We start from the raw sequence: 16798 nt of genomic DNA, 5'->3' as shown, positions 1-16798 counted from the left end.
ATAATAAACAATTTCAATATAATTAATAGTATAGGTATCACAAAATAAACGCCTTTAATTTAGGCGTTATTTTACATTTAAAAGCATACTTGTAAAAATAATCAAAAATAGTACAATTTATAAGTAAAATCAAGGAAAAAAGGAGAATTTATGAGTAAAAAAAGGAGTAAAGTTCGAAAAAAGGTAAAAAGTAAACAAAAACAATTTAAAATAATGAATGATAATTTTGATGAAGAAATTGTAATTTGTCAAAGAAAAGGATGTAATAATATTTCAGATAATATTGTTCATGTAGTAATTGATGACGAAGAATTAGCAAATATTTTTGCATGTGAAGAACATGCAGATGAATGTGAAGATAGATTTGTACCTGAATTATTAGAAAATATTAAAAAAATAGAAAATGATGACGAAATTAATAATGCAGAACATTTAATAAATTAAAAAGGAGAAGTTTATTATGAAAACATGAATAAAAATAAATTTAAGTAAAATAACATTAGCATTAGCACTAACTGGTGCTACAACTGGAACAATAGGTTTAATCATGGGGGGATGCTTACCCATAATGTTAGTGGAGTTAAATATTTTTTAACTCCACATAAACAAGTTGAATGAGGTGTTCAAAAAATATGAATGTCTGATATTCATGGTATTTCAGTCGATATAAAAAATGAATTTAAAATTTATTTTTCTGATACTCCTGAAAAAACAGAATTTTATAATAGTGGAAATACTCTTGAAAGAATAGATATATCATGAGATGGTAATTATCCTGATGGATATTTTTGATAATTAAAGTTCAATATTTATATAAGAAATATTTTCGTTATATTTATCAAATAGATTAATATTTTTTAAATTTATTTCTTGCTTATCAGTTATTAAAATTAAATCATAATTACCAGCACCAAATATTCCACTAATTTCAATACGATTTAAATTATTAATTGCTTTTTTAATTTGTAAATCAAATTCATTATTGTTATCAATTTGTAATATTTCTTCATAAAATTCTAATTTAGAAAATAATTGAGATTTATTTGAACCATATAAGTTTAAAGTATTCTCAAGTTTATTTTTATTAATAATTAATCGTGTAAAATATTTACCATATTCTCCATTTGCTAGTGTTCAATCAGCAGGAACTAATGATGGAATATTATTACTTTCTAATTCATTTGTAATAGATAATCAATTAAATTGATTATCATCAAGTTTAAATAATTCATTTTGACTAATATCATTATTTTTTAATTTAATATTATTCTTATCTGAAAAATCAAAATATTCAGATTTTAATATAACTTTTATATCTTTAAATTGTCAAATATCATTTTTACTGGGTTTTATTGGACTTGATTTTAGTTCAAAATAATAAGGTAATAATATTTTATTATCATCATTCAAACCTTTATTTATTGATAAAGTTGAATAAATATATTTTGATAACATAATAAATACTTGTTTAAATATTTTAACTTGTTGCAAATTTATATAATTTGGATAATCTAACTCTCATTGTTTAAATAAATTAGTAATTATTTCGTCAGGTTTTTGCCCCGAAAATGTATCACGTAATTCTGCTATTTTATTTGTTGGTTTACCCGTTTTTTCATCATATGTAGCACCTTCAAAATTTCTATTGTAATTATATGTATAACTTAACATGTTTAATAATAATTGTTGTAAACTATCATTTTTTGGTGCATCTTGTATTTCAATTGCAATATCTTTAAATCTATTATTAGTTGCAAGATAAACATATCATCCTTCATTACTAAAAGATAAAACTTTTTTATCTTCTAAATGTATTTCATGTTTTAATGGTCAATTACCATTTCAAATACCACCCATTTCTCAACCTAATCAAGTATCAGTTACTCTTGCATTATTAATTACTTCTTTTCTTGTTTCTTTAGACATATTCCGTAATTAAATTTTTTAAAAGTCAATTAATAATTTTAAAATTTATTTTATAATTTTGTTATTAACAATAAATTTAGAAAAGTGTTGATAAAAATGATTTTTGAAAATTTAAAAAAATTAAAAAATGAAGAATTTTATAGATATTTTGGTATAAAACGTTTTCATTTTAATGAAATGTTAGAAAAATTAATTGAAATAGAAAAATTAGAAAAAAATAAAGGTCGAAAAAATAAACTTTCAGTAGAAGAAAGATTAATGATGACTTTATTATACTGAAAAGAATATTATACTTTTTTTCAAATGAGTATTAAATCTAAAATGAGCCCATCAAGTTGTTTTCGAAATATTACTTGAGTAGAAAATAAACTTAGTAACCACAAAGATTACCAATTTTTAAAAGAAAGATATAAATTAAAAATTGATAAAAAACAAGAAAATTCAAATGAATTTCAATTTTATTTAATTGATTCAACTGAGATTGAAATTGAAAGACCAACTAAAAAAAACTACAGTTAGAATATTTTTCTGGTAAAAGTTGAATGTATTCTATAAAATTTCAAATTGTATATGATTTTTTTAATAAAAAAATTGTTGATATTTTTGCTGATAATGGTAAAGTGCATGATTTTCAAATATTAAAAAATTCAAATCTTGAATTTTCAGAAAAAACAATAATTATTGGTGATTTAGGATATCAAGGTATACAAAATATTTATAAAAATACAATAATACCAATTAAAAGAACTAAAAATAAAAAATTAACTAAACAAGAAAGAAAATACAATAAGATTGTATCTAAAATTAGAATTAAAGTTGAACATGTCTTTGCTTGATTGAAAAGATTCAAAATTTTAGTAAATAAATGTAGAAAATCTAAATTTAGACTTATGTACTTAAGATTTAACTTACTTTGTGAAATTTTTAATAAAATAAAACCATTAAAATAAAAAAAAGATTAAAAATATTTTTTTAAAATTTAAATTTTTATCGAGTTAATATAAAAATATTATTAACAATTTTTTGTTTAAAATGTAAACTCATTTTTTAAACTATTTTTTCAAAAAATATTTATTTCTATATTCAATAACACTAAATAGTTTTAAAACAATTTTATTGACAATTAATTAAATTTAATTACGGAATATGTCCAAAGTATTAGACCCTATTAAAGCACAATCTTGATATTATGGTGTACCTAGTGTTTTACAAGGTGCTATATTTGCAAGATATTTAGATAAAGTAAATACTGAATTAGATTTTCAAGTTTCTAAAATAACTGGAGGATTAGATATAGGTATGGCAACAAGTAGTAGTGGTCATCCAACTGCTGCTTCATTATGATTTATTGGTGAAAATCATAATGGAAGAAGAGCACATAAAGTAAGTGAATTTTATCATAGTAATGCTAATATTAATGGTCAACCAGCAATGTATTTTAAAAATACTTATGAATTAGCAAATAGTATTATTGATTATTATTTAATTGAAGCACAAAAATATTTTGCTATGTTTAAAGGTTTTACTTGTTATGTTGATTATGGTAATGGTGGTCAAGCATTTATTGATGTTTTAAATGTAGAAAAAAATAAAAGAAATATGAATTGATTAAATTTTGAACCAGTAGATAAATCAGTAATGTATTTAAAAGATAGAATTGATTTTACTACTACTGGATTAATTAAAAATATATTAAGTTATGATTGAAATAATTGTCCAGAAACTAAAAGACAATATAGTTTAATTCAATGATTATCTAAATCTAAAATAGAAAATTCAAATAATGAACCTAAAATGTTAGATTTATATGATGATACTTGAGATAGTGATTGTTATGCATTAATGAATGATATGAAATGATTAATTGAACAAATAAATAATGAATTATTAATTAATAAAACTAAATTTGAATTTGGTAAACAATATAGTTTTATTAATAATAAGGAGTGATAATATGAATTATAGTCCAACAGAATATTTTAGTATACATGAAGATAATTGAGAATTAGATATACCTAGAATTATTGCAAATAAAAGTACAATGTTATGATTAGGTAAAGGTTTATTATTTAAAAGTGAAAATAAAGACTTATTAAATTTTTTAAATAAATTAAAAGATAAAGATAAATGAAATGAAAAATTATATCAATTTGGTATTCAAAATTCATTATTAGGTAAATGTTTTTTAATATGAATGTTAACTAAAAATGGTGAATTAAGTTTAACTTTACCAAGTCCAAGTTTTATGTCACGTGTTGCTAAATTTAATGAACAAGAACAATCAGCAGAATTATTTTTTATGAATGAACAAAGTGATAATGGTAGTTTAACATGAGTAACAATAGAAAATTCAAAAGTAAAAGTTGAAATATTTAATGGTAATAGAGAAATTTTATTAGGTAGTACAAAATCAAAAATTAAACCAGAAAGTCAATTAAAACAACAATATGAATTAAAAAATCCATTTGGTTATTTACCAATTGTTGAAATTACAAATTTACCACAAATTCATTTTTATGGTAATAGTACACAAATGAATGCATATCCAGATTGTGCACCAGTATGAAATTTAATATGAGATTTACAACATATTATTAAACAAAAAAGAAAAGAAAGAATATTAAATTTAACTAGATTTTATGGAATTATTGATAATGAAAAATTTAAAGCTTTAAATTTAAGTGATGATTTTCAATCAATTATTAAAGACGCATTTTTAAATATTACTACTGCAAATTATGTAAAAGGTGGTAATGGTGGAGTTGATATTGTACAAGGTAATCCAAAATTTGGTGAATATTGACTTGATTATAATGGTACAGCAAAACAAATATTTAATGGTGCTGGTTATGATTATGATGAATTTAATGGAATTAATTATGAAAATAAAACTAAAACATTAATGAATAATAAATTTGATATGCAAACAACAGAAGTAAAAATAACACATTATACAACTTATTTATATAGAATGTTTGATATGTTAGTAACTTCTTCTAAAGATGAAAATGGAAAAGTATATTGAAATGGTAAAGGTGAAAGACCTTATAGTTTTGAATTTATACCAATTGCTATGGTTGACCAATTAGTACAAGATGAATTAATTAATAGTAGATTAAATAATGGTACATTATCAGTAATTGAAGCAATTAGTTTATATGAAAATATTGATACATTAATGGCAAAACAAAAATTAGAACATATTATTGAAGAAAGTAAATTTTTAAATAAACATTTAGGAGATAATACAAATGATAATAAGCAACGCAATGAAAATTCAATTAATGAAACAAGCACATCTAGCATTAAAACAAACTCAACAATTAATAAAGAGATGTAGTTATTGAAAAATATTTCCATTTGTTATAAATAATGGAGCAATTCCTTTAACTGAAACTGGTTATAAACCAATTAATAGTAAAATTAGTGATTTTGGACAATATGAATTAATATTAACTGGTACTACTCCAGTTGTATGTATTTGAAAAAATAGTACAAAAATATATCAAAAAAATAAAGGTAAAATTAATGAAAAAACTCATAAAGTGTCTTCACAAGACCAATATTATACAAAACAATATAAAATTGGTGATTATTGAAATGCTTATTTAATTGATGATACAAGTGGTGTTGATTTTAGTAATTTACCAAATAATCAAATATTTAAAACAGTACAAACAAAAAGACAATATACTTTAGTAATGTTTGAAGAACATATTACAATTGATGATTATTTACAATTTTTTGTAGTATTTAATGATGAAAATGAAAATATTGGTGGTAATAGTGGTAAAAATCAAGATAGACAATTATTATATATTTCAAATGTAACAAATTATTATAGTCCTTATAATGGTGCATTTAGTATGCAAGTATTAACTTTTAGTAGTTTAAATGATAGAGTAGTTTCTACTGGTCAAAATACACTTGATTTTGTACAATATGCAAGCCCAGGTAGTGGTTATGCTTTCCCTACTATTCAACAAGGAAAAGTAACTTTAAATCGTACTTTAATGCGTGATATAGGAGTAAGATATAGTCATAGACAAAGTTATGGATTAGAATTATTATCAAGTTGTTATTATTATGGAAGACCTATTATTCAAGGACAAGAACCTATTCAACAAAATAATGAAGAAATATTTGAAAGTAAAGTATTTGCTTCAAGAAGATTATTTATTGCTGGTAATAATGAAAAATCTACAACTGATATTAAAAATAATGGTGGTTTACTTGCTGGTATAAATGATAAAATAACAACAAGTAGTCATCCTGAAACTACATTTTATAATATTATGGACGCTAAACCAACTGGATTTACTAATTTTAAAAATTTTACAGAATGATTAAAAAACTTCATTAAATTTTCAAGAAAATTTATTTGTAACAAAAGATTTTAAAGGTATGTTAGCATTTGATAAAGATAAAGCAAGATTAAGTAATGGTACATCAGTAGGAGAAGCAAAATTCTTTTGAGATAGTGAATGAAATATAAATAATTTAACAGGTAATTATAATGTAGATATGTCAAATAATTTTAAATATAAAGACCCAGATACTCATTTAATTATAGGAAGTCCAACTGTTGATTATTCAAAAATAAGTCAAAAATATATGTCAGCAATATTAAATTTTAATAGTGTTGTATTTTCGCCATTAATACAAATGCCTTATGATAGTACTCAATGATTACCTTTTGCTTTAAGTAATATTCCTTTAATTGGTAAATTATTAAATGCTTTAACATTAGGTATTTGAAGTAGTTGAGTTATTACTCAAAATGTTCAACAATATAAAAAAATGTTATATTTTAATGGTTTTATGAGTGCATTTTTTACAAGTAATTTAGAAAATATTATTGGTAATGGTGGTTTAATTCCTTTAAATGCTTTTACAAATGATAATGATTTTGCTATTGGTAAATTATTAGGAGCAAATGTTTCTACAACTGCTATGACAATGAAATTAAGTGATAGAGTAAGTGTTTATCCATGAAATCCTGAAAATGGACAAAAATTAAAAGAAAAAGAACAAATAAGTACAGTTGATTTATCACAAAAGAAAAATAATAAAGTTTATATTTTAGCTGAAGATAGTGAGTTTTTAGATATAGCAAGTCCTTTTACAAATGAAGATACTAATTGTGAATGAAATCCTACAAGTAATGGAGTTATTGATGGTTCAAAAGACATATTCCGTAATTAAATTTTTTAAAAGTCAATTAATAATTTTAAAATTTATTTTATAATTTTGTTATTAACAATAAATTTAGAAAAGTGTTGATAAAAATGATTTTTGAAAATTTAAAAAAATTAAAAAATGAAGAATTTTATAGATATTTTGGTATAAAACGTTTTCATTTTAATGAAATGTTAGAAAAATTAATTGAAATAGAAAAATTAGAAAAAAATAAAGGTCGAAAAAATAAACTTTCAGTAGAAGAAAGATTAATGATGACTTTATTATACTGAAAAGAATATTATACTTTTTTTCAAATGAGTATTAAATCTAAAATGAGCCCATCAAGTTGTTTTCGAAATATTACTTGAGTAGAAAATAAACTTAGTAACCACAAAGATTACCAATTTTTAAAAGAAAGATATAAATTAAAAATTGATAAAAAACAAGAAAATTCAAATGAATTTCAATTTTATTTAATTGATTCAACTGAGATTGAAATTGAAAGACCAACTAAAAAAAACTACAGTTAGAATATTTTTCTGGTAAAAGTTGAATGTATTCTATAAAATTTCAAATTGTATATGATTTTTTTAATAAAAAAATTGTTGATATTTTTGCTGATAATGGTAAAGTGCATGATTTTCAAATATTAAAAAATTCAAATCTTGAATTTTCAGAAAAAACAATAATTATTGGTGATTTAGGATATCAAGGTATACAAAATATTTATAAAAATACAATAATACCAATTAAAAGAACTAAAAATAAAAAATTAACTAAACAAGAAAGAAAATACAATAAGATTGTATCTAAAATTAGAATTAAAGTTGAACATGTCTTTGCTTGATTGAAAAGATTCAAAATTTTAGTAAATAAATGTAGAAAATCTAAATTTAGACTTATGTACTTAAGATTTAACTTACTTTGTGAAATTTTTAATAAAATAAAACCATTAAAATAAAAAAAAATATTAAAAATATTTTTTTAAAATTTAAATTTTTATCGAGTTAATAGACTTCTTGCAAAACTATGATATTAATCACATTTTTTAAGTTTAAAAATTTATTTTAATAACACTTTTAATATTTTTTAAAAATTATTGTTCAAAATATGTTTTATTTTTTGTCATTAAAATATAACAAAAATTATTATTTCAAATAAAAAAATAAAATATTAAATTATCAAATATATTTAAATTAATAATTGTAAATTATAAATTGAAGCTATTAAATTAAATCTTAATGCAAATTTTTTTCTTCTATTTCGATATTTTTCACTAATAATTTTAAATTTTTTAAGAATCGCAAAAACATGTTCAATAACAACTCTCATTTTTGAAATAGCCTTATTATTTTTCTTTTCTTCTTTAGTTAAAGGGTTTTTCTTTGATTTTCGTTTAGGTAATAAGACATTTTTATGTATGTTTTGTATACCTTGATATCCTAAATCTACTAAAATAGTTGTTTCTGATAAAAATTTCGTTTTTGAATTTTTTAAAATTTTAAAATCATGATTTTTACCATAAGAAAAATAAGAACTTATAATTTTTTTACTATCTTTTTCAATTATGACTTGAGTTTTTATTGTATGTTTTTTCTTTTTTCCTGAATAATATTGTTTTTGACTTTTTTTGGGCGTTGAATAGTACTTTCAGTCACATCAATGATAACTGTTTTATCTTTAAAATTATTATTTAACAGTGATTTTTGCCCATCAAGTTGTTGAAAATCAGGATGTTTTATTAAAGTATTTTCTATTCACTTGATATTCCTATAGCAACTACTTTCACTAATTCCATAACTTTTAGAAATATGAAAATAAGTTCGATACTCTCTTCAATATTCTAAAGTCATTAATAAACGATTTTCTAATGATAATTTATTAGGTGTACCACCATTTTTAAACTTTTTTACTTCTTCTTTCTTTAAAATTTCTAGAATTTTATTAAAAATAATATCATTTATACCAGTTAATCTTAATAATTCTGGATTGTTAATAGTTTTTAATTTATCAAACATCATAGATTACCTATCTTTTTTATTTTTAATTTTATTTTAAAAATTAAATTTTTAATAGATAGGTTTTGCAAGAAGTCTAATATAAAAAATTAAAAGTTGGTTATTTTATTAATGGAAAAGATGGTGTATTAAACCAAGCATTAGTTGAAAATATTGGTTGCTTTACTGAAACTAATATTAAACAAATTTTAAAGCATATGATTGGTGATAGAACATATAACATTGATATGTATACAAAAATGGTTAATTTTAAATGCTATCAAATAAATACTGCCATCCAGTTATTATAAATTAAAATTAAAGATTTTAAAAAACCAAAAATAAAATAAAACTTATTAAAGTTTACTTTAATAAGAATTTTTGAGTTATAAAAATAAGTATTATTGTTGACTAATATTTTTCAAGTGTTAAGATTAACATACAATTGCATATTGAAGTCAAAATTATTCTCGTCTAACTTTATAATTTTAAGACAAATTTGAATATTATTGACAACATCGGTACGCTCACAAAATTTTTAGAATTTTATTAAAAATAATATCATTTATACCAGTTAATCTTAATAATTCTGGATTGTTAATAGTTTTTAATTTATCAAACATCATAAATTACCTATCTTTTTTATTTTTAATTTTATTTTAAAAATTAAATTTTTAATAGATAGGTTTTGCAAGAAGTCTAATATAAAAATATTATTAACAATTTTTTGTTTAAAATGTAAACTCATTTTTTAAACTATTTTTTCAAAAAATATTTATTTCTATATTCAATAACACTAAATAGTTTTAAAACAATTTTATTGACAATTAATTAAATTTAATTACGGAATATGTCCAAATTATGCTTATATTATTGATACAATTGTAACTCAATCATTACATCAAGGTGAAGAAAGACATACATTTTATAGTAATAATCCTTTTACTTATCAAGGTGATTATAATGAAATATCAGTTGCTCAGTTTAGATATAATAATATGGGTGCATTAACTGGAAATGCTTTTAATTGAACTACTTTATATAAATTAAATCATGATGAATATGAAGAAACTGAAGAAACTACATTTAGTTATCCTGCAAAAATATTACCACCAAGTCCACAAAATATAGCAAAATCAATAATTATTATTCCAAATTTAAAAGTAGAAATGACAACAAATGATGTATCATTAATTGATACAAGTTCGGTATCATATAAACCTAATTTTAATGTTTGACTTACTAATAATTCAAATAAATTAGGTAATTATGAAGTTGATTTAAAATCTTTATTAGACCCTACATTATTAATTAAGTCTTTTAATGATTTAAAAAGATATTATAAATCAATAACTATTTATTACGATTATGTTATTGAAACAAAAGAAGAAATAAAAAATTCTCATGATAATAAATTAGTAGTATATTCTACAAACGAAACTTTTAGACCGGCAAAAAGTCAAAATATAAGTAAAACTATTGATTTAAAAGATTTAATATTAAGTAATAATAATCCAACAATTAATGAATATAAACAAGAATTTTTACATCCAAATGATAATAATGATGAAAATGGATTAGCATATATTTATACTTATAGTAATAATAATTCAATGCCATATAATTTAACTGGTTATGAATTTAATCTATCAGTACATTTTGGAAGTTTAGGAAGAACAGTAAATAAAAATTATGAAACAAATTCATGTATTGCGATGAGTATTGTTGATAATAAAAATCTAAAATGAAATTTTTATTTACAAGCAAATTTAGGTAAAATTGAATGTATAAATGATTGAAAAAACAATTTAATATATACACATGGAAAAAGATATATCAGTAATATTAAAACTAATTTTTATAAAATAATTTTAAATTCAAGATAAAAAGAGGCGAGGCTTTTATGTAATCTGTGTATCTTTGTTTTACAAAGTACTAGTTTAGATTAATTCTATCTTCAAATTTTATCATAAAATGAGCAATTGCTGTATTTCAATTTTGAATGGGCATTGTTCATTTTTTTGTTATATTTTCAATTGCTAAATAAAATATTTTAAAAACTGCCATATCATTAGGAAAAACTTTTTTATTTCTGATAACTTTTCGTAATTGACTATTTACAGATTCAATAGCATTTGTTGTATAAATAACTCTTTTGATTTCTGTAGGATAACTAATAAAAACCATTAAATTATCTCAATTTTTATATCAAGATTTAGCAATTTGAGGATATTGTTTATTTCACTTATTTTCAAAGGATTCTAAAGCCTGCATTGCTTGTTCTTCACTACATGCAGTATAAATTGGTTTTAAATCTGCAACTAGAGATTTTCTATGCTTATATGAGACATATTTCAAACTATTTCTAATTTGATGAACTATGCATAATTGATGTTCTGTTTTAAGATAAACTGATTGTATTGCTTCTGACATGCCTGTTAAATTATCACTGCAGGCAATAAGAATATCATTTAAGCCACGATTTTTCATTTCTGTTAAATTTGCTAATCAAAATTTAGCACCTTCATTTTCACTAATTCATAAACCTAAAACATCTTTTTTACCTTCTAAATCAACTCCTAAAGCTATATAAACTGATTTATTAATAATCCTTTTATCTTGTCGTACTTTCACTACTATGCAATCAAAATAAACAATCGGATAGACACTTTCTAATGGTCGATTTTGCCATGCTTTTACATCATCAATAACATCATCAGTAATTTGACTAATAACACTTTCACTAATATCAGCACCATGATATAACTCTTGTAATTGCATTCTAATATCTGATAATGTCATACCTTTTGCATATAAAGAAAGAACTTGTTGATCAAAACCATCAAATCTTCTTTGTCTTTTTGCAACTATTATAGGATTAAAATTACTATTGCGATCTCGTGGTACATCAATCTCAATTTTACCTTGTTGAGTTATTATTTTTTTTGAACTTATACCATTACGAGCATTGTCACTATTACTATGTTGATTCTTTTCATATCCCAAATAATTTTGCATCTCAGAATTCAACATTTTTTCTACTAATCTTTTTGTTAATTCTTTATACAATCCTCCCTCTTTAAAAACTGTTGTTAAATCTTCAGTATTTTCTAATAATAAATCTACTGCTTTTGATATTGGATCATTATTATTAATATTTTGCTTTTTAGCCATCTGTAACTCACTATTTCTAGAAAATTAATTATATTTACTAGAATTAATTAAACATAGTTATTTTTGTAAGTTACACAGATTACTAAACATTACCTAAAAATCTAATAACTTTGTAAACTACATTATATAAATTAATAGAAAAATTTAAAATTTAAAAATTTCATCGATTATAATGTCCTTTACCTTTTATTTTTGCTGCATTTTCTGCTTCTGCACGTTCTCTTTTTTGTCTTTCATCTTCTTCAGCTGCTCTGGCGCGTTCTCTTAATTCTTTAGCTCGATCTTCTTTTAATTTTTCTTGAAAAATTTTTTCTCGTTTTGCTTCTCTTTCTATTCTTTGTTTTTCCATATATTCATTTGCTTCTTTTACACGTGGGCGTATAAAGTTAATGGTTAGATTTAAAAAGAAGTTAAATGAGAGATAATACTCTCATTTTTTAATTGTTAAACAATTATAATTAATTATTTTATTAAACCAGCACTTTATTAAAGTAATTAATTATTACATAACTAAATAAAAAATTATGTAGGCTATTGTGCTGGAATTAACCAATAGTAATTTTTCTGTTGCTCTTTGAAAATTTCAGAAATTTTGGTTCCCTTCCCCTAGAACCCCTACCCTCCAAGGCTTTGCTACCTACAGTAGCATAAGCCTTACGTATAGTAGATAAGTAGTTAGTAGTATATAAGCCTTTTATCACTGTAGGTGATAAGGCTTATACATAGAAAGGATACGTAATGATTAATGTTAATTTAGATATTAAAAATAAAATTAAAGAAACAACTAAAGGTATGTTATTAGAAATTGGTGAATATGAAACATGATTTCCTATTAAAGATACTATTATTGATGAAAAAAATAAAAAAATAGCATTAAAAATAATTGAAGATTTTTATTATAAATTAGGTAAAAAATCAATAACAAAAGATATTGAAAGTGTTAAAGGTAGTGATATTTTAAAATATATTAAAAATATTCCAAATATTAATACAAATGAAAATGAATTAATATCTTGTGAATTTTATGAACAATATAATAGTTATTATATTTTTAAAAATGATAAAAATCAAGAATGTTTTAAATATAACATTACATGAGAACAAGATATGAAAAGTTTTAAAATCAATAATCCATATAAACATAATGATTTAGCAATAAATTATATTGTTACACCAATGAAAGATATATCAACTCATAATAATAAAATATTTTATTTGAAGTATTAAAGGAAATTAAATATGGTATTAAATGTTGAAAAAATAAAATTAATTAAAAATTTATGTAATGAAAAATTACTTAAAAATCAAAAATATATTGAAATACAAGAAATATTAAAAATTATAGAAAGGAATTAATTATGTTGAATTTAAAAGAAGATAAAAGAATATATATAAAATATGAAGAAGAAAAAATATTTGGTTCATGTGATATTTGTCATAAAAATTCATCATTTGCAAATAGAACTTGTAATAAATGTTTTTATAAATTAATAGGTGAAAAAAATGAAATGTAATATTCATAATGAAAAATATATATGATTTTCTGAATTACATGAAATTGAAAATACATATTATTGTAATAAATGTATAGATGAAATGATTGAAGAAGATATGTATTTAACAAGTAATAATTGAGATTACTTATATGAATATTATATTAATGAATTACAATTAGAAAATTTTAAAGGAGTGTAATAAATCATGAAAGATAAAAGTTTTAAAGAAATAAAAAATGATATGCAATTATTTTTTCAAGATATTAAAAATGGTAAATATGGCGAAAGAATTAAACAATTATTTATACAAAAAGAAAGTAGTGAATAAATATGGCAGCAGCCCCAAAAAAGAAAGCAGAAGATTTAATGATTAAACAAATTATTGTTCATTTAAGATTTACTGAAAAAGATTATGAAAAATTAAAAGAAATTTGTGAAGAAAAAAATATGAAAATTAATGGTTTTATAAGAAGTTTAATTAAAAAAGCAATAAATAAATAGAAAGAGTGATTATAATGAATAATTTATATAAAAAAATACTTAAATTACAATTAGAAATTGGTAGTACACCTAAAAATGGTTTTAATAAATTTGGAAATTATAAATATTGATTATTAAGTGATATTTTTAATAAATTTAAATTATTATGTAAAGAATTAAATATTGTTATTACACATGAAGATATATTAACAACTGATAGAAAAATAAATTATTTAGATACTAAAGAAATAGAAATAACTTATTTTAAAAGATATACAATTATAGATTTAGATAATGATAAAGAAATAAAATATTTTGATATACTTGCTTGTGCTAAAAATACAGATATAGCAAAAGCAAAAGGTAGTGCAGAAACTTATGCTTATAGATATTTTTTAATGAATTTATTATTATTAAGTGAAGATGAACTTGACCCAGATAATGATAATGTTAATTTAATACAAAATAATAAGCAACAAAATAATTATATTAATAATAATGTAAAAATACAAAATGAAAAATGAGAACCAAGTGAAAAACAATTAGATTATTTTGAAAAATATATGATTACAAATACAGTTTTATTTGATGAATGTATAAGAGAAGATATGGAAAGATTAAATCCAAGTAATAATAAAGATTTTTTAATATTAATGGGTGAAAATTATTTAAAAACTTTATTTGATAAATTTAAAGAAATTCGTGAAAGATTTAAAAATTTAAAAACTAATAATAAAAATGAGTATAGAAATTATGAATAAATGTAAATATTGTAATAAAAGAATTTGATTTTCTCAATATTGATGTATGAATTGTTTAAAAATATTAGTTATAAATTTAAATAAAAATAAGGAAAAAAAATAATGTATTGTCAAGATTGTGGAAACCTTGATTGTAATTTAATGAATTATGAAACATTAAAACATTTTAAAGGAGAATAAATAATGAATAAAGAAAAATTAGTTAGATACATTAATGATGAAATAATGAAAAACGATATAAATAGTGAAATGTTGCTATCTAATTTAAAATTAACAAAATTAAGTTTCAAAATTATGAATGGTGAATTTGATAATGACTAATTATTTACTTTCAATTGACCCAAGTATTAAAAATACTGGATTTACTTTATGAGAAAAAACAAAAAGAATTAGTGAATGTGAAGTTGATTATAGAGAAATAGAATATATATACAAATGAAAACCAATATGAGTAAAAAGTTTTGATTTTAAAAATATTAAAAAAGATGATGATTTTTATAAACAAATAAAATATTTTATTTCTAAAAAAATTCATTTTGAAGAAAAAATAAATGGTATTTTAGATTTAATTATTGAACGTGGTACTTTTCATTCAAAAAATGGTATTGGTTATGAAACTCAAGAACATTTACGTGGTTTTATTGCAGGACAATTTAATAAATTAATAACAAAAAATATGTTAATTAGTCCAAGTGAATGAAAGAAATGATATTTAAAAGAATTAAGATATGATGAAGATGATTTATTTAAAGATAAAAAATGAAATAAAGAAAAATCATTATATATAGTTAGAGGTTTAATTAGACAACAAAATTGAAATATAACAATATCAAATCATGATGAAGCTGATTCATTATTAATGGGTTGATATTATTTAAATAAGGAGAATAAATAATGCTTGAAATATCTAATGCTTTAAAAAATTATTTATCCAATAAACAACCTTATAAAGGTTCAAAAATGTGAGGTATTTATATTTTATATAATAAAAAAGAAAATAAATTAAGTTGTTATAATATTGAAACAAAAGAAGAATATTGAAATTTAATTTTAAATAAAGAAAATATTGAAAATATATGAGAAAGATATAAATTTTATTCATTTGAAAGAGATAATTGTGTTACTGCATATAAAATAGGAAATTTTAAATCAACACCAACCTTAATTGATTTTCAAATATCAACAGATACATTATATTTACATTATATTTTAGGGTTAATTTTAATGGATTTATTAAAATAGAAAAGGATAATAAAAATGACTAAACAAGATATTTTAGAAATAATAGATAAATTAAAAAAAGTTAAATGAAATATTGAAATATTTGAAGGTATGAAAAAAAATATTATTTTTGAAGTAAATAAATATGAAATTTTTAATAAAATAATTAAAAATAATAAGGAAGTAAAATAATGCAAAAACAAAAAGAAGAAAAAGTATTACTTAAATGTATTGTTAAAGATTGTAATAGTAAAGTATTAGTTACTTTAAAAACTTTAAATGTAGAAGATAGTGTAGTTCAATTTTTTAATATGTGTTATTTTCATAAAAAACAATTTAAAAATAAAGTAAAAGAAATTAAAAATGAATTTAAAAATAAGGAGTAAATAATGGTTTGATGAGAAATATTAACTATAGTATCAGTATCAGTAATATTGTTTTTAATGACAATTTCAGTACTAACAGATGTTATAACTAAAATTATTAATTATTGATAATATAACTAAATTGTCTATATTTAATATAGAAAATATTATATAATTAATAAAGAGAAGTTAACTCG

The 16798-nt window shown here is 20.8% G+C and carries 26 protein-coding genes; 22 read left to right on the top strand and 4 right to left on the bottom strand.

Going from position 1 to position 16798, the window contains the following annotated elements; translation table 4 throughout:
* Positions 1-150 precede the first annotated feature (150 nt).
* Together AACL24_RS06075 and AACL24_RS06070 are read left to right on the top strand one after the other, a co-directional pair.
* The gene (locus AACL24_RS06075) at positions 151-444 is read left to right on the top strand and encodes a hypothetical protein (protein ID WP_339040929.1); all 294 of its coding nucleotides are present in this window, start codon (positions 151-153) and stop codon (positions 442-444) included.
* Between the two features lie 111 nt (positions 445-555).
* Complete coding sequence (locus tag AACL24_RS06070) at positions 556-795, top strand: hypothetical protein (protein ID WP_339046328.1); 240 nt, start codon at positions 556-558, stop codon at positions 793-795.
* Here the strand turns inward: AACL24_RS06070 and AACL24_RS06065 are convergent, their stop codons facing one another.
* Positions 796-1926, bottom strand: coding sequence for a hypothetical protein (locus tag AACL24_RS06065; RefSeq protein WP_339046406.1), 1131 nt, complete (start codon positions 1924-1926; stop codon positions 796-798). It abuts the gene before it with no gap.
* A 96-nt stretch (positions 1927-2022) separates the two neighbouring features.
* On the opposite strand from AACL24_RS06065, the gene AACL24_RS06060 reads away from it, so the two are divergent.
* From AACL24_RS06060 to AACL24_RS06025, 8 genes are all read left to right on the top strand, one after another.
* Positions 2023-2445 carry a transposase family protein gene (locus AACL24_RS06060; RefSeq protein WP_339045912.1) on the top strand — a complete coding sequence of 141 codons (423 nt, stop codon included), beginning with the start codon at positions 2023-2025 and terminating at the stop codon, positions 2443-2445.
* Positions 2446-2468: 23 nt separating this feature from the next.
* Positions 2469-2876, top strand: coding sequence for a transposase family protein (locus AACL24_RS06055; protein WP_339045908.1), 408 nt, complete (start codon positions 2469-2471; stop codon positions 2874-2876).
* Between the two features lie 196 nt (positions 2877-3072).
* A complete protein-coding gene (locus tag AACL24_RS06050) occupies positions 3073-3879 on the top strand; it encodes a hypothetical protein (protein ID WP_339049191.1) in 807 nt (268 codons plus the stop codon).
* Position 3880: 1 nt separating this feature from the next.
* Positions 3881-5266 (top strand): hypothetical protein, encoded by a 1386-nt coding sequence (locus tag AACL24_RS06045; RefSeq protein ID WP_339049190.1) that lies wholly within the window; start codon positions 3881-3883, stop codon positions 5264-5266.
* Positions 5178-6326, top strand: coding sequence for a hypothetical protein (locus AACL24_RS06040; RefSeq protein WP_339049189.1), 1149 nt, complete (start codon positions 5178-5180; stop codon positions 6324-6326). Before AACL24_RS06045 ends, AACL24_RS06040 begins: the two co-directional genes overlap by 89 nt.
* A 4-nt stretch (positions 6327-6330) precedes the next feature.
* Positions 6331-7131, top strand: coding sequence for a hypothetical protein (locus tag AACL24_RS06035; protein WP_339049188.1), 801 nt, complete (start codon positions 6331-6333; stop codon positions 7129-7131).
* Between the two features lie 83 nt (positions 7132-7214).
* Positions 7215-7637, top strand: coding sequence for a transposase family protein (locus AACL24_RS06030; RefSeq protein ID WP_339045912.1), 423 nt, complete (start codon positions 7215-7217; stop codon positions 7635-7637).
* Between the two features lie 23 nt (positions 7638-7660).
* Positions 7661-8068, top strand: coding sequence for a transposase family protein (locus AACL24_RS06025; RefSeq protein ID WP_339045908.1), 408 nt, complete (start codon positions 7661-7663; stop codon positions 8066-8068).
* Positions 8069-8298: 230 nt separating this feature from the next.
* Here AACL24_RS06025 and AACL24_RS06020 read toward each other — a convergent pair.
* Positions 8299-9128 (bottom strand): IS5 family transposase gene (locus AACL24_RS06020; protein ID WP_339049187.1). Its coding sequence is split into 2 segments (ribosomal slippage): positions 8299-8732 and positions 8732-9128, totalling 831 coding nucleotides; the frame shifts between segments, so codons are not numbered across the junction.
* Between the two features lie 974 nt (positions 9129-10102).
* Here AACL24_RS06020 and AACL24_RS06015 point away from each other — a divergent pair.
* Entirely contained in the window at positions 10103-10990 is an 888-nt protein-coding gene (locus tag AACL24_RS06015) for a hypothetical protein (protein WP_339049186.1), read from the top strand.
* A 49-nt stretch (positions 10991-11039) separates the two neighbouring features.
* On the opposite strand, the gene AACL24_RS06010 is transcribed toward AACL24_RS06015, so the two are convergent.
* Together AACL24_RS06010 and AACL24_RS06005 are read right to left on the bottom strand one after the other, a co-directional pair.
* Entirely contained in the window at positions 11040-12278 is a 1239-nt protein-coding gene (locus AACL24_RS06010; protein ID WP_339046650.1) for an IS256 family transposase, read from the bottom strand.
* A gap of 151 nt (positions 12279-12429) precedes the next feature.
* Entirely contained in the window at positions 12430-12627 is a 198-nt protein-coding gene (locus AACL24_RS06005) for a hypothetical protein (protein WP_339049185.1), read from the bottom strand.
* Between the two features lie 389 nt (positions 12628-13016).
* Between AACL24_RS06005 and AACL24_RS06000 the strand changes: the two genes are divergently transcribed.
* From AACL24_RS06000 to AACL24_RS05950, 11 genes are all read left to right on the top strand, one after another.
* Positions 13017-13505 carry a hypothetical protein gene (locus AACL24_RS06000; protein ID WP_339048665.1) on the top strand — a complete coding sequence of 163 codons (489 nt, stop codon included), beginning with the start codon at positions 13017-13019 and terminating at the stop codon, positions 13503-13505.
* 131 nt (positions 13506-13636) lie between these two features.
* Entirely contained in the window at positions 13637-13792 is a 156-nt protein-coding gene (locus AACL24_RS05995) for a hypothetical protein (protein WP_339046449.1), read from the top strand.
* Positions 13782-13973, top strand: a complete 192-nt coding sequence (locus AACL24_RS05990) for a hypothetical protein (protein ID WP_339046451.1) — start codon at positions 13782-13784, stop codon at positions 13971-13973. Before AACL24_RS05995 ends, AACL24_RS05990 begins: the two co-directional genes overlap by 11 nt.
* Before the next feature lie 6 nt (positions 13974-13979).
* Positions 13980-14102, top strand: coding sequence for a hypothetical protein (locus tag AACL24_RS05985; RefSeq protein ID WP_339049184.1), 123 nt, complete (start codon positions 13980-13982; stop codon positions 14100-14102).
* 2 nt (positions 14103-14104) lie between these two features.
* Positions 14105-14275, top strand: coding sequence for a hypothetical protein (locus AACL24_RS05980; RefSeq protein ID WP_339046455.1), 171 nt, complete (start codon positions 14105-14107; stop codon positions 14273-14275).
* A 14-nt stretch (positions 14276-14289) separates the two neighbouring features.
* Positions 14290-15015, top strand: a complete 726-nt coding sequence (locus AACL24_RS05975) for an ERF family protein (RefSeq protein WP_339049183.1) — start codon at positions 14290-14292, stop codon at positions 15013-15015.
* Positions 15016-15198: 183 nt separating this feature from the next.
* Positions 15199-15336 carry a hypothetical protein gene (locus AACL24_RS05970; protein ID WP_339046981.1) on the top strand — a complete coding sequence of 46 codons (138 nt, stop codon included), beginning with the start codon at positions 15199-15201 and terminating at the stop codon, positions 15334-15336.
* Positions 15329-15910, top strand: coding sequence for a hypothetical protein (locus AACL24_RS05965; protein ID WP_339046980.1), 582 nt, complete (start codon positions 15329-15331; stop codon positions 15908-15910). The genes AACL24_RS05970 and AACL24_RS05965 overlap by 8 nt, the downstream gene beginning before the upstream one ends.
* A complete protein-coding gene (locus tag AACL24_RS05960; RefSeq protein ID WP_339046978.1) occupies positions 15910-16257 on the top strand; it encodes a hypothetical protein in 348 nt (115 codons plus the stop codon). The genes AACL24_RS05965 and AACL24_RS05960 overlap by 1 nt, the downstream gene beginning before the upstream one ends.
* Before the next feature lie 15 nt (positions 16258-16272).
* Positions 16273-16428 carry a hypothetical protein gene (locus tag AACL24_RS05955; protein WP_339046976.1) on the top strand — a complete coding sequence of 52 codons (156 nt, stop codon included), beginning with the start codon at positions 16273-16275 and terminating at the stop codon, positions 16426-16428.
* A complete protein-coding gene (locus AACL24_RS05950) occupies positions 16428-16622 on the top strand; it encodes a hypothetical protein (RefSeq protein WP_339046974.1) in 195 nt (64 codons plus the stop codon). The genes AACL24_RS05955 and AACL24_RS05950 overlap by 1 nt, the downstream gene beginning before the upstream one ends.
* The last annotated feature ends 176 nt before the right edge of the window (positions 16623-16798 follow it).

The organism is Spiroplasma endosymbiont of Colias croceus, from assembly GCF_964020095.1.
Lineage (GTDB): Bacteria > Bacillota_I > Bacilli_A > Mycoplasmatales > VBWQ01 > Spiroplasma_E.
The sequence above is the reverse complement of the archived record's forward strand: the minus strand, read 5'-3'. Positions and strand labels throughout refer to the sequence as shown.